12 protein-coding genes are annotated in these 13,332 nt (G+C 59.9%); 11 read left to right on the top strand and 1 reads right to left on the bottom strand.

What is annotated here, in order from left to right; all coding sequences use genetic code 11:
- Positions 1-316: 316 nt before the first annotated feature.
- Positions 317-1,900: a C69 family dipeptidase gene (locus J3350_RS04455; RefSeq protein WP_242700132.1), complete on the top strand. Its 1,584-nt coding sequence runs from the start codon at positions 317-319 to the stop codon at positions 1,898-1,900.
- Positions 1,901-2,218: 318 nt separating this feature from the next.
- On the opposite strand, the gene J3350_RS04450 is transcribed toward J3350_RS04455, so the two are convergent.
- Positions 2,219-2,749: a YcxB family protein gene (locus tag J3350_RS04450; protein ID WP_207685834.1), complete on the bottom strand. Its 531-nt coding sequence runs from the start codon at positions 2,747-2,749 to the stop codon at positions 2,219-2,221.
- A gap of 135 nt (positions 2,750-2,884) precedes the next feature.
- On the opposite strand from J3350_RS04450, the gene J3350_RS04445 reads away from it, so the two are divergent.
- The 10 genes from J3350_RS04445 (at position 2,885) to J3350_RS04400 (ending at position 13,312) form a co-directional block, all read left to right on the top strand.
- Positions 2,885-4,417: a sensor histidine kinase gene (locus tag J3350_RS04445; RefSeq protein ID WP_242700131.1), complete on the top strand. Its 1,533-nt coding sequence runs from the start codon at positions 2,885-2,887 to the stop codon at positions 4,415-4,417.
- Complete coding sequence (locus tag J3350_RS04440; RefSeq protein ID WP_242700130.1) at positions 4,389-5,222, top strand: helix-turn-helix domain-containing protein; 834 nt, start codon at positions 4,389-4,391, stop codon at positions 5,220-5,222. The genes J3350_RS04445 and J3350_RS04440 overlap by 29 nt, the downstream gene beginning before the upstream one ends.
- Positions 5,219-6,229 carry a TRAP transporter substrate-binding protein gene (locus tag J3350_RS04435; protein WP_242960616.1) on the top strand — a complete coding sequence of 337 codons (1,011 nt, stop codon included), beginning with the start codon at positions 5,219-5,221 and terminating at the stop codon, positions 6,227-6,229. The genes J3350_RS04440 and J3350_RS04435 overlap by 4 nt, the downstream gene beginning before the upstream one ends.
- 242 nt (positions 6,230-6,471) lie before the next feature.
- On the top strand, positions 6,472-7,554 hold the full coding sequence (locus J3350_RS04430) for a TRAP transporter substrate-binding protein (RefSeq protein ID WP_097791562.1): 1,083 nt from the start codon (positions 6,472-6,474) through the stop codon (positions 7,552-7,554).
- Positions 7,555-7,655: 101 nt separating this feature from the next.
- Positions 7,656-8,177 (top strand): TRAP transporter small permease, encoded by a 522-nt coding sequence (locus J3350_RS04425; protein ID WP_207685833.1) that lies wholly within the window; start codon positions 7,656-7,658, stop codon positions 8,175-8,177.
- A gap of 1 nt (position 8,178) precedes the next feature.
- Positions 8,179-9,519: a TRAP transporter large permease gene (locus J3350_RS04420; RefSeq protein WP_207685832.1), complete on the top strand. Its 1,341-nt coding sequence runs from the start codon at positions 8,179-8,181 to the stop codon at positions 9,517-9,519.
- A gap of 277 nt (positions 9,520-9,796) precedes the next feature.
- Positions 9,797-10,348, top strand: coding sequence for a hypothetical protein (locus J3350_RS04415; protein WP_207685831.1), 552 nt, complete (start codon positions 9,797-9,799; stop codon positions 10,346-10,348).
- 195 nt (positions 10,349-10,543) lie between these two features.
- Positions 10,544-11,338 (top strand): dipicolinic acid synthetase, encoded by a 795-nt coding sequence (locus J3350_RS04410; protein ID WP_207685830.1) that lies wholly within the window; start codon positions 10,544-10,546, stop codon positions 11,336-11,338.
- Positions 11,335-11,922, top strand: a complete 588-nt coding sequence (locus J3350_RS04405) for a dipicolinate synthase subunit B (protein ID WP_207685829.1) — start codon at positions 11,335-11,337, stop codon at positions 11,920-11,922. The genes J3350_RS04410 and J3350_RS04405 overlap by 4 nt, the downstream gene beginning before the upstream one ends.
- Before the next feature lie 76 nt (positions 11,923-11,998).
- Complete coding sequence (locus J3350_RS04400; RefSeq protein WP_207685828.1) at positions 11,999-13,312, top strand: D-alanyl-D-alanine carboxypeptidase family protein; 1,314 nt, start codon at positions 11,999-12,001, stop codon at positions 13,310-13,312.
- Positions 13,313-13,332 lie beyond the last annotated feature (20 nt).

Genomic DNA, 13,332 nt, shown 5'->3' with positions numbered 1-13,332 from the left:
ACCACCGTAAATCCCAATACTCTGTAATTTTGGCACCCGCCCAGGCTGCGATCAAGAACCCCCGCAAGTAATCGCGTAAGGGCCTGAACCGACACAAATAACGCAAACGAACCGCCTCGGTTTCCGAAAGAGGAAGCCGGGGCGGTTTTTTGCGCTCACGGAGGGGCAGATGAAAAACGCAGTATGAATATATACCGTACAAAAATGAATATATGCTAAAATTTCTGGAAAATACTTGCATTTTCATTAAAATGGGTGTATTATAACACCCGCCGACGAAATGCCGACAATCAACAAGAGAGGGATCGATACTATTATGTCTTTGAAGAAGAAAATTGCTGCGGCTTTCATCGCCTGTGCGATGACGCTTGCCGTGGTTCCTTCCGCCTTCGCCTGCACGGCACTCTATGTCGGCAGCGACCTCACCGAGGATGGCACCACCATGTTTGGCCGGATCGAGGATCTGGGCACTAACGATTACAACAAGCTGTTCAACATCAGCCCCGCCGGGAAGCACACCGCGGGCGAGGTGTACGAGGGCTGCTACGGCTTTACCTACACCTTCACCCACGACAGCTACCGCTACACCGCCCGCCGGGACGACAACGGTCTGGGTGTCTGCCCGGACTGCGACAGCACCCACGAGCACACCCCCTATGAGGAGGCTGGCACCAACGAGAAGGGCGTCATGGTCTCTGCCACCGAGTCTCTCTACGGCACCGACGCCGTGCTGAGCGTAGACCCCTATGTGGACAATGGCATTGAGGAAGCCGAGATCACCACGGTGCTGCTGAGCGAAGCTTCCACGGCCCGCGAGGGTGTTGCCCTGCTGACCTCCATCTACGACAACGCCGGTGCAGCCGGCGGCTCCGGCGTGTTCATTGCCGACCAGAACGAGACTTGGTTCGTGGAGAACCTGACGGGCCACACCTACCTTGCCCTGAAGCTCTCCTCCAGCGTGGTCTTCATGCAGCCCAACATCGCCGCTATGGGCAAGATCGATCTGGATGACACCGACCATGTGGTGGCCTCTGCCAACCTGATCTCCGTGGCCCAGAAGGCCGGTACCTTTGTGGGCGACGCCGCTGCCAATGTCATCGATCTGGATGCCTCCTACAACGGCGACATCGCATCGGACCGCATGGCAGCCGGCCTGAACTACCTGTACGGCACCGACACCTTTACGAAGGACAACTACAGTGAGACCGACTTTGCCATCAGCAACGTCGGCGAGAACGGTGCCATCGTCCCGGTCTATTCCAATATCCAGCTGACCAAGAAGTTCTCGGTGGAGGATTCCATCCACTTCTTTCAGACCGAGCCCATCGGCAAGACGGGCAATGTGGAGACTCATCTGTTCCAGGTGAGCGCCACCGGCGATCTGAACACCGCCATTACCGAGTGGACCGCTTTTGACGACGACGTGTACAACGCCTTCGTCCCTTACTATCCGATGCTGACCACCGACACCGCAGATGTCTACAAGGTCTCGGTCCATAAGGTCACCCGCTCCGACGAGCAGCCCACCGAGGGCGTCTGGTATCAGGATGCCAAGGGCCGCTACTATACCTACCCGGACGACTGGACCGACTCCTTCTACGGCGTGCGTGACGCCCTCTCCAACCTGCTGACCTACGGCAGCAATGGCAATCAGGTCACCGCAAAGGATCAGGCTGCAGCCAAGGCCAGCTATGCCGCGCTCCAGCAGGAGATCATGGCCGACTACGCCGATATGAAGGCCGCCGTTGCCGCCGCCGACACGCTTGAGGCCAAGCAGGCTGCCGCCACCAACGCCAGCAATGCCATGAGCCAGAAGGTGTACAACACCACCCTGAAGATGTATAACAAGCTCCAGGCCAAGACGGCCGCCCGGGCATGGGTCAGCTCCCTGCTGCACTGAGGCTTTGCAGCGCCTGAGGCGTTTCCCATAAAACCGCAGCGCCCCCGGTTTCCATGACAGGAAGCCGGGGGCGTTTTGTGTATGACTGCTCCTTGCAAACGTCGCCCATTCGTTCTATATGACAAGGCAAAACTGCCGGAATTCTATAAAAGCCAAGCATACAATAAGGTTCACCGTCAATTTTGGCGGTGAGCCTTATCATATCATAGCACCGTCTGTTTTTTGCCGTTTTGGCGCAGAACAAGCCCCATGAGACCGGGGACGGCAGTACACCGTCCGGGTTCCATGGGGCTTGTTGTTTGCAGGGGGAAAGAAGCGTTACCGCAGGTCCCGCAGCCGGGAGGCGGGGAGATGCGTCTTCAGGCAGTCCCACACCGCGTCCCGCTCCTCGCCGTTGACGAGGTAGGCTTGGGTCTGCTGGACGTAAAGGTACACGGCATCCGGGGTGCGGTAGGCTACGTGAAGGTCCTGCCATGGGTACTGGTGGCTGGGCTGGGGCTTGTCCTGTTCCCCGGCCATCCAGACGGAAAGGCCTGCATCGTCCAGCCGGAGGCGGTAGAAGGGCCGGGGGAGGCCCAGCTTCTGGATAGTGGTGCGCAGATCCCGGAAGAAGGTGTAAAAGTACACTGCCGGGAGCCCCAGCGCCACTATGGCCAGCACTACCGCCAGCAGGGAAGCCCCCTCCCGCACTCCCACCTGCGACAGGCAGATGCCGGAGGACCCCAGCAGGATAGCAGCGAACAACAGGGGCCGCTGCCAGCGCTTTTGGTGGTGGAACAGGTCGAAGGAACGGAATTTCTGGAACGATTCGGCGTCCATGGTGACAGAGGTCGTAATGGGCTGCAACATAGACAAGCATCTCCTTTTTTAGTCATAGTACCATATTCTTTTTCAGCAGGCAAGGGAAATCTTGCACAAATGGTCCAAAACGTGGTAGAATAAAAACATCTATGGGGCAAAAAACAAGCCGGGGAGGGGAAAACCTTGCATCGACAAAGTACGCTGAAGCAGCGGATGGTGCTGTGTCTGACGGCATTTTTTGCCGCGCTGGCGGCTCAGATCGTTCTGAGCTTTTACCAGTCCGGCACGGTGCTGCGGGAACTGGACGACCAGATGGGCAACTTCAATGCCATCAGCCGCTTTCAGAACGGGGTGGAGCGCAGCCTTACGGCGTTGGACGACTACCGCTGGGAGTACGGCGACACCGATGCGCTGCTGGCAGAGCTGGACAGTGCCTTTTCCGTTACCAATGCGTGGCTGTGGCGCATCAACGGCAGCCTGGACACGGTGAGTGAGGAGCAGTATCTGCTGTACAGTGCCGTCTGCACCACCTATGACAGCTACACCGCCCTTGTGGAGGAGCTGCGGGCTGAGATCGCCGCCGGGCAGGACGCTGCGGCGGCCCAGCTCTACTACGAAAAAGTCTCGCCCTGCGGCAGCTATCTGCGGCAGTACGCCCAGCAGCTGCTGAATACCGCCATCTCCGACGCACAGAGCACCTACACCACGGTGTCGGCCCTCAGCAGCCGGGTCAAGTGGGCCCAGACGGTGGTGGTGGGGCTGTGCCTTGTGCTGGGTCTGGTGATGGCATGGTCCCTCATGCGGCTGCTGACCCCGGTGCAGGAGATGATCGGGGCATCGCAGGCCATCATCCGGGGGGAGCTGGAGACCCCGGACATCCCGGTGCCCCGGCAGGACGAGGTGGGCCAGCTGACGGATGCCTTCAACCACATGAAGCACTCCATGGCCCAGCAGGTGAACACCCTGCGGGAGAAAAACGAGATGGAGCAGGCCCTGCACCAGCAGGAGACCCAGGCTCTGGAGCTGCAGAACCGCATGGAGCGCAGCCGGATGCAGCAATTGCGCAGTCAGATCGACCCGCATTTCCTGTTCAACACCCTGAACGTCATATTGCAGACGGCAGGGCAGGAAAAGGCCTACCGCACCCAGGCGCTGATCACGGCCCTGAGCCACCTGCTGCGGTACAGCCTGATGAGCAACGATGAGCAGGTGCCGCTGGCCCGCGAGGTGCGGATCGTGGATGAATACTACTCCATCTATCACGTTCGCTTTGGTGACCGTGTAAAGATGCGGTGGTGCATCTCGGATTCCATTGACCTGACCGAGACGATGGTGCCCTCGTTTATTTTGCAGCCCATTGTAGAAAATGCGTTTAAGCATGGGATTGCCCCCAAGGAAGAGGGCGGTGCAGTACGCATCCGCATTACGCCGCTGCGGGAGCAGGGGCTGCTGCGGATCAGCGTGTGTGACAATGGTCTGGGCATTGAGCCGGAACAGCTGGCCCGGCTGCAGGCGGGGCTGGCGGCCCCCGGCGACCGGTGGGAGCACATTGGTGTGTATAACGTGGCGGCACGTCTGCGGCTGCTGGACAAGCGCTGCCGGTTCGAGGTGCGCTCACACCCAGGGCGGGGCACGGCGGTGAGCCTGTATCTGCCCCTTGTGGAATTGACAGAAGAGGAGGACTTGGATGATGATTCGCCTGTTGATTGCGGATGACGAGCGGCTGGAGCGGGAAGCGCTTGTGGAAATGGTGTCCCGGCGCTTTGAGCATGAGGTGGTGCTGGAAACCGCCGAGAATGGCCGCAAGGCTGCTGATACCGCCATCCTGTGGGGAGCGGACCTCATTTTGATGGACATCGAGATGCCGGGTATGAGCGGTCTGGATGCTGCCCGCGCTGTGCTGGCCCAGCGGCCTGGCTGCCGGGTCGTCTTCGTCACGGCCTACAGCCTGTTCCAGTACGCCCACGAGGCGGTGCATCTGGGGGCCTGCGATTATCTGCTGAAGCCGGTGGACCCGGACGAGCTGGAAGCCTCCATCCGCCGGGCCATCCGGCAGATCGAAACGGAGCGGAAGCTGGAAGCGCTGGCCCCGGTGCAGCCGGAGCCGGAAGCTCCCACCGCCCCGGAGGCCCCGGCACCCGCCCACCCGGAAAGTGAGAACCAGCAGACCGCCCTTGTAATGGCCCACGTGCGGCGGTATCTGGAAGACAACTATATGTTTGACATCTCGCTGGACAGCGTGGGGGAGATCCTGCACATCAGCCCCGCCTACCTGTCGGCTCAGTTCAAGAAATACCAGAAGATGAACTTCCTGGACTGCCTGACGGAGCTGCGCATCAACGCCGCCAAGGAGCTGCTGAACGACCCCTTCCGCTCCTCGGCGGAGGTGGCCTCTATGGTCGGCTATGAGGACGCCAGCTACTTTGCCCGTGCCTTCAAAAAGCGCACAGGCGTCACCCCCACCCAATACCGGAAACAGGCCGCCAAGGCCGCCAAAGACCAGCAGGAGGCGGCACTGTGAGCCGGGCGTTTACCCGGCGGCAGGTGCTGGCGGCGGCCGCCGGAGCTATGCTGGGCTTTGGGGCCTGCCAGAAGCAGGAAACGGCCTCGGACAAGCCGGAGCTGGTGCTGCGCTACGCCGAGAACCAGCCGGAGGATTACCCCACCACGCAGGCGGCTCTGGCCTTTGGAAACCTGCTGGAAGAGCAGACCGGAGGCCGGGTGAAGGTGGCCGTGTACAGCAAGGGAGAGCTGGGGGCGGAGATGAGCGTCATCCAGCAGATCCAGTTCGGCGGCATCGACTTTGCCCGTGTCTCGCTGAGCCAGCTGGCAGAATACATGCCTGCCCTGAACGTGCTGCAGCTGCCGTTCCTCTATCAGGATGCCGGCCAGATGTGGCGTGTGCTGGACGGAAGCATCGGGGACGAGTTTCTGACCCGGCTGGATGCGATTGACCTGACGGGGCTTTCCTGGTTCGATGCCGGTGTGCGCAGCTTCTACACCCGCCAGAAGGTCACATGTCTGGCAGAGCTGCAGGGGCTGAGGCTCCGTGTGCAGGAATCCGACACCATGAGCATGATGGTCTCGGCTCTGGGGGCCGACCCGGTGCAGGTGGTGTACAGTCAGGTATACGCGGCCCTGCACAACGGCCAGATCGATGGGGCGGAAAACAACTGGCCCAGCTATGAGGCCATGAGCCATTACGAGGTGGCACCCTACTTCCTGCGGGATGAGCATACCCGCGTACCGGAGATCCAGCTGGCCAGCATCCCGGCAATGGAAAAGATGGCCGCGCTGGACCCGACGTTCCCGGACATCCTGCGCAGCTGCGCGCGGGAGTCGGCGCTGATCGAGCGCACCCTCTGGGCCGAGCAGGAGGAGGGTGCGGAACAGGAGATGCTGGCCCGCGGCATTGTGGTCACCGAGCTTTCCAGTGAGGAAAAACAGAAATTCCGCGCTGCAGTCCAGCCCCTGTACGATCAGTTTGCGGACCAGTCGGAGCTGATCGCCCGCATTCAGAACAGTTAAAAAATATCAGGAAGAATCCCAGCCGTTGGCAGGTATACCCAAAGGCTGGGATTTTTATTTGTACAGGATGCACAGAAGTTGTTTTCACATTTTTTCGAAAAACAGGACATTTTTTGGAAGCCCTTGTTCTGACCAAGAAATTTTGCTAAAGTGTGAACAGTGAATGAACGACAGCACCGCACCTGTGCAGGAGGATGCTGCCGGAAGGAAACAGAAGAATATATTTCAGGAGGGTTTTTACCATGAAAAAGATCTCTCGTCGCAGCTTTCTCGCCGTTGCTGGTGCAGCTACCGCAGCTGCTGCCCTGACCGCATGTGGCGGCTCTTCCAGCTCCACTGCATCCTCTGCCGCCGGTTCCACCGCCGCTTCTGCTGCGGGCGATGCCACCGCCGCTGCCAACGATCCCAAGGTCACTCTGGTCTACGCCGAGGTCAACCCGCTGGATACCATCGTCGGCCAGACCGCTACCCACTTCAAGGAGAAGGTCGAAGAGCTGACCGGCGGCTCTGTTGTCATCGATGTGCAGGCTTCCGGTGTTCTGGGTTCTGAGAACGACGTTCTGGACGCCATCCTGGGCGGCTCCACTTCCATTGATATGAGCCGTATCTCCGCTTTCGCACTGACCAGCTACGGCTGCAACAAGTCCAAGCTGCTGAGCATCCCCTTCACCTTTGAGAACCGCGCACACTTCTGGAACTTCGCCAACAGCGACCTCGCACCGGAGTTCCTGAACGAGCCCCAGGAGCTGGGCCTGCCCGTTCGCGGCATCTTCTACGGCGAGGAGGGCTTCCGCCACTTCTTCACTGTCAAGCCTGTTTCCGGCATCGCTGATTTCAAGGGCCTGAAGCTCCGCGTGTCCAACGACCCCGTCATGAACGGCATGGTCGAGAGTCTGGGTGCAAACCCCACCGTTGTTTCCTTCGGTGAGCTGTACAGCGCACTGCAGACCGGCGTTGTCGATGGCGCTGAGCAGCCCATCGCAAACTACAAGTCCAACGCTTTCCCTGAGGTTGCCAACAACCTGATCCTGGACGGCCACACCCTGGGCGCGATCCAGGCTGTTATCACCGATAACGCATGGGCAAAGCTGACCGAGAACCAGCAGGCTGCCATCATGGAGGCCGGTGCTGACACCCAGAAGTTCAATGCAGACCTGTCTGAGAGCGCTGAGAACAAGGTTCTGGATGAGCTGAAGTCCTCCGGCTGCAATGTGGTCGATGTTCCCGATAAGGCACCCTGGCAGGAAGCATGTGCCAAGGTCATCAGCGACAACACCTCCGATCAGGCTGAGCTGTACCAGAAGCTGCTGGACATGAAGGCATAAGCAAAAGCGCCTTTTCCATGCAAAAATAAAATGGCCCGGCGGGGACAACGGGAAATCGGCCCGCTGCCCTGCCGGGCTTTTATAGTAAAGGAGGAAACCTTATGCCGAAAATCTTTACCACATTGGATAAGATCAAGCCGGCGTACGACATCACCTATAAGGTGGTGCTGTTCATCTGCAAGATTTTGCTGATCCTGGACATCCTCATCACCACCATGTCGGTCATTGGCCGTTACGTCCCCTTCATCCCGGACCCTGCCTGGTCGGAAGAGGTCGTGCTGACCTGCATGAGCTACATGGCCGTGCTGAGTGCAGCGCTGGCCATCCGCCGCGGTGCCCACATCCGCATGACCGCCTTTGATGTCTACCTGCCCAAGACAGTCGTCAAGGTGCTGGACATCCTGGCCGATGCTGCCGTGATGGTGCTGGGCATCATTATGATGGTGGTGGGCTGGAACTACGCTACCACCTTGGGCGGCCGCGGTTTCTACGTTTCCATGCCCTGGCTGAGCCGCTTCTGGATGTACTTCCCCGTGCCGCTGGCCGGTGTTGCCATGGTCGTGTTCGAATTTGAGTCCATCTACAACCACATCAAGAGCCTGTTTGTAAAGGAGGAGAATTGATATGACAGTTCAGACACTGGCGATTCTTGTCCTTCTGGTCAGCTTCTTTGTGATGATCTTCCTGCGGTTCCCCATTGCATACGCCGTTGGCCTTTCCAGTGTGTTCTGCATGATGGTGCAGGGCCAGGCCCTTACGGATGTCTGCCGTCTGATGGTCAAGGGCATTTCGTCCTTCAGCCTGATGGCCGTGCCCTTCTTCATCACCATGGGTGTGCTTATGGGCTCCGGCGGCATCTCTGAAAAACTGATCGCTCTGGCCGATGCCTGCGTCGGCTGGATGCGCGGCGGCATGGCCATGGTCAACATCGTGGCTTCCTACTTCTTCGGCGGCATTTCCGGTTCCGCCTCCGCCGATACTGCTTCCATCGGCTCCATTATGATCCCCATGATGGTGGATCAGGGCTACGATGCCGACTTCTCCACCGCTGTTACCATCACCTCCTCCTGCGAGGGCCTGCTGGTTCCTCCGAGCCATAACATGGTCATCTACGCCACCACCGCCGGCGGCATCTCCGTGGGCAGCCTGTTCCTGGCTGGCTACCTGCCCGGCGCTCTGCTGGCCATCGTCCTGATGATCGGCTCCTACATCATCTCCGTCAAGGAAAACTACCCCAAGGGCTCGCCCTTCAGCATCAAGGGCTTCATTAAGCAGCTGGGTACTTCCATCTGGGCGCTGGCAGCCGTTGTCATCGTTGTCTTTGGTGTTGTGGGCGGCGTGTTCACCGCCACAGAGTCCGCAGCCATCGCCGTTATCTACTCCCTGTTCGTGTCCGTGTTCATTTACAAGGGCCTGGATTGGAAGGGCGTCTGGTACGCTCTGGACGAGTGTGTGAACACCCTGTCCATCGTCCTGATCCTGATCGCCACTTCTGCGGTGTTCGGCAACTGCCTGACCATGCTGCATGTGCCCGATCTGGCCGCAAACGCCATCACCAGCGTGACCGATAACCCCTACATCATCGCCCTGCTCATTGATGTCATCATTCTGGTTCTGGGCTGCATCATGGATATGGCCCCCATCATCCTGATCGCTACCCCCATCCTGCTGCCCATTGCAACCTCCATTGGCATCGACCCCATCCAGTTCGGTATCATCGTGGTGCTGAACTGCGGCATCGGCCTGCTGACTCCTCCTGTCGGCGCTGTCCTGTTCATCGGCTCTGCCGTTGCAAAGCGCCCGATGGAAAAGGTCGTCAAGGCGACCCTGCCGTTCTACCTGTGCATGTTCATCGCCCTGGTGCTGCTGACCTTTATCCCCGACATCAGCCTGGCCATCCCCAAGCTGCTGGGCGGCTACGTCAGCCCCATCCCCAATCCCCTTGGCCCGGTGTTCATCCACTGATGTGCGTGTGAGCAAGTTTCTTCTCCTGAAACGATAACCTATCTGCAAGAGCCATTCTCACGGTGCGATTCCTGCGCCGTGGGGATGGCTCTTTGTTTGGCGTTTTTTTTGCTGGAATCTCCAATTTTGCGGCCTTGAAATTGTGATATGATACAAAAATAAAATAATCTATTGAATAAATTGTGACAAAATGGTAATATAAGGCCAACAAATCGGGTGTATGGAAAGACCATCACTCGGATGGGTGCAGTGCGAAACTATTTTGGAGGATACGATTATGAAAATGTTCAAAAAGCTCATGGCTGTTGCGCTCGCTGGCGTTATGGCACTGGCAGTCCTGACCGGCTGCGGTACTTCTCTGAATGGGAAAGAACTCATCAAGCAGATGAACGACCAATTGACTTACACTTCGATGGTCGATCCGAGTTTTAAGAACTATAAGGAGTTCAAGGCCGACAAGGAAATGGATGCAAAGGCTGAGACGATCGCAAAGAAGGTCGCAGAAAAGGCAAAGACCCAGGCTGAGATCGTGACCGTGCTGAAGTCTGACGACGTGAAGAACATCCTGGTGGGCAAGGACGATACCAATATCTACGAGGTCAGCTATGTGAAGAGCGTTTCCTTCGGCAGCAAATACTATAAGACCAACAAGGACATGGTTGACCTGCAGGTTATTGATGAAAACGCAACAAGCCATTTTGACATCACCGCACAGGTGGGCCGTGAAGTGAAGGATGCCGTGGTTGGCGTTGGCTTTGCAGATGCAACGGTTGGCGGCAGCGTTTATACCATCGTTGTCATGAAGGTCCCCACCCAGAAGATCGCATAACTTCGAACGATACCTTTTAACTTGGGCATTGCAATAAGATTGAAACACCCTGAACTGCACCAAACGAATCATTGAATCACACTCCTGCCCCGGAGCGAGCCATGCGGCCTCGCTCCGGGGCCTTTTGTGTTTGCAGTCACATCACTGCCCGGCCCGGCATAGGCTGACACAGATCTTGGAGAGGGGGAGCCGGGCATGGAAGGACGAAAGCAGGTTGCGGTGATCGGCGGCGACGCGCGGCAGGCGGCAGCGGGCCGGGCGCTGGCGCGGGCGGGATACACCGTCTGCGGGGCAGAACAGGTGGCCCTTGCGGATTACATTTTGCTGCCGCTGCCGCTGGATGAGACCCGCACACCGCTGGCGGAGCTGCTGCGGGCGGCAAAGCCGGGGGCACTGGCGCTGGGCGGCAGGCTCTCGGCGCAGGCAAAACAAATTGCGCAGGAGGCCGGGGTCGAGCTGGTGGATTACTTTGCGCGGGAGGAGCTGACCATCCGGAATGCCATCCCGACGGCAGAGGGCTGCCTCGCCATCCTGCTCCGTCAGCGGAAGCGGACGCTTTGGGGCAGCGGGGTGCTGGTGACCGGCTTCGGCCCGGTGGGGCAGGCGCTGGGGCCGCGTCTGGCGGCGCTGGGGGCCGACGTGACCATTGCGGCCCGCCGCCCGGCGCAGCGGGCGCTGGCCGAAAGTCTGGGGCTGCGCAGCGTCCCGCTGGCGGCACTGGCCGGGGTGGCCCCGGCGTTTGATACGGTGGTGAACACCATCCCGGCGGTGGTGCTCACCGAGCCGGTGCTGGCGGCGCTGCGGCCGGGAAGCCTCATCGTGGATTTGGCGTCCCGCCCCGGCGGCACCGATTTAGCGGCCGCCCGGCGGCTGGGGCTGACGGCGCTCCATGCGCTGAGTCTGCCAGCGGCCTGCGCACCGGAGACGGCGGGCGAGTTTGTGGCGCAGACGGTCTGTGAGATCCTGCGGGAACGGGAGGGGAGTGCATGAACACGCAACATCGGGGCAGAGCCGCATTTGCGGTCTGCGGGAGCTTCTGTACGCTGGGCGCGGCAGCCGCGCAGGCAGAGCAGCTGGTGCGGCAGGACTGGGAACTGCTGCCGGTCATGAGCTTTGCAGCGTCCCGGCTGGACACCCGCTTTGGGCGGGCGTCGGAATGGAAAGAGCGGCTGGAGCAGCTGACCGGGCATCCGGTGCTGGACAGCCTGCAGGCGGTGGAACCTCTGGGGCCGAAGCGTCTGGCTGAGGCGCTGGTCATCGCGCCCTGCACCGGCACCACGCTGGCCCGGCTGGCGGCGGGCCTGTCCGACACGCCGGTCACGCTGGCGGCAAAAAGCCTGCTGCGGGTGGGGTGCCCGGTGGTGGTGGCCGTCTCCACCAACGACGGCCTGGGCGCATCGGGGGAGAACATTGCCCGGCTGCGCCAGCGCAAGCACTATTACTTCGTGCCCTACGGGCAGGATGACCCGGTGGAAAAGCCGCAGAGCCTGAAGGCCGATCTTTCGCTGCTGCCCGCCGCGCTGGAAGCGGCGCTGCAGGGGCGGCAGCTCCAGCCGATGCTGCGGATGTTCTGAGCGTTGCATTTCTCTTTTCAGCGGGGAAAAAGTGTGGTATACTAAAAAAGATTAAATTGACGATGGAGTATACCAGATGAAAAAACAGATCGCCGTGCTGTGTGCGGTGCTGCTCTGCCTGCTGACGGCCTTTGTGCCCGGCGCGGCGGCCGCTGCCCCGGCACTGACCACCACCGAAGCCTACTGCATCATGGATGCGGACACCGGCCTGGTGCTGGAACAGCAGAATATGGACGAAGAACTGCACCCGGCGTCCATCACCAAGGTGATGACGCTGGGCCTTGCCTGTGAAAAGGCGCAGGGCCAATGGGAGGATGTCAAGCTGACCGTCAGCCACGAGGATGTCTACTCGCTGGCGGGCACGGATTCCAGCCACATTGCCCTGCAGGAGGAGGAAGAAGTTCCGCTGACGGATGCCCTCTATGCCACGATGATGGCCAGCGCCAACGATGGCGCGAACCTGCTGGCCGAATACTTTGGCGGCGGAACCATCGCCGACGGCGTGGCCGCGATGAACGCACAGGTGAAGGAGCTGGGTTTGCAGCACACCCATTTCGCCAACCCGCACGGCATCAGCGATGAAGACCACTACACCAGCTGTTACGACATGGCGCAGATCCTGCGCTGGGCGCTGACCCAGCCGGGGTTCGAGACCCTCTTCACCCGGAACGAGATGTACACCATGGCCTCCACCAACGTCCAGCCGGTGACCCGGTACTTCCACCAGCAGGATAAAATGCGGGTGGCGTCCAGCCGGTTCTATATCCCGGCTATCCTGGGTTCAAAGATCGGCTACACCAACATCGCCCGGTACAGCTACGTCTGTCTGGCCGAGCAGAACGGCGTCCGGCTCATCTGCGTGACCATGCAGAGCAACATGAAGACCGATAAATACAACGATGTCCGCACCCTGCTGGACCATGCGTTTTCCACCTTCACCGGCTACACCGAGATCCCGGCGCAGGGCGTGACGGCCCAGCTGGAGGTCGTGGGCGGCGGCGATGCCATGGGCACCGTGACCGTCAGCGACCCCGGCGTCCGGCTGCTGCTGGCAAATGGCCTGACCGCCGAAAATGTCTCGGTGAGTCTGGAACTGCCCGAACGCTACATTTTGGGGGTTGACCCGGAGGCGTATGCGGTGTATACCATTCAGGGCGGTGGATTGCAGGAGTCGGCCAGTGTCCGTGTCAAGGCGAAGATCGAGGGGCTGGAAGAGGTCGTGGCGGCCAACGCAGACGTTTCGCTCCCGGCCTCCCGCAGCCTGAAAAAGACCGCAGGCGGGCTCATCGCCATCTCGCTGGGCAGCACCGTGCTGGCCGCCGTGGTGGTGTTTGCAGTCATCCGCATGCAGGCAAAAAAGAAAAAGCGAAAGCCAGGAAGTAAGCATTAACATGCGCAAAAGCCGTCAAG

Origin of the sequence: Faecalibacterium sp. Marseille-Q3530 (assembly GCF_017377625.1) — a bacterium.
Classification (GTDB): domain Bacteria; phylum Bacillota; class Clostridia; order Oscillospirales; family Ruminococcaceae; genus Faecalibacterium; species Faecalibacterium prausnitzii_E.
This window is presented reverse-complemented; position numbering and strand designations above follow the sequence as displayed.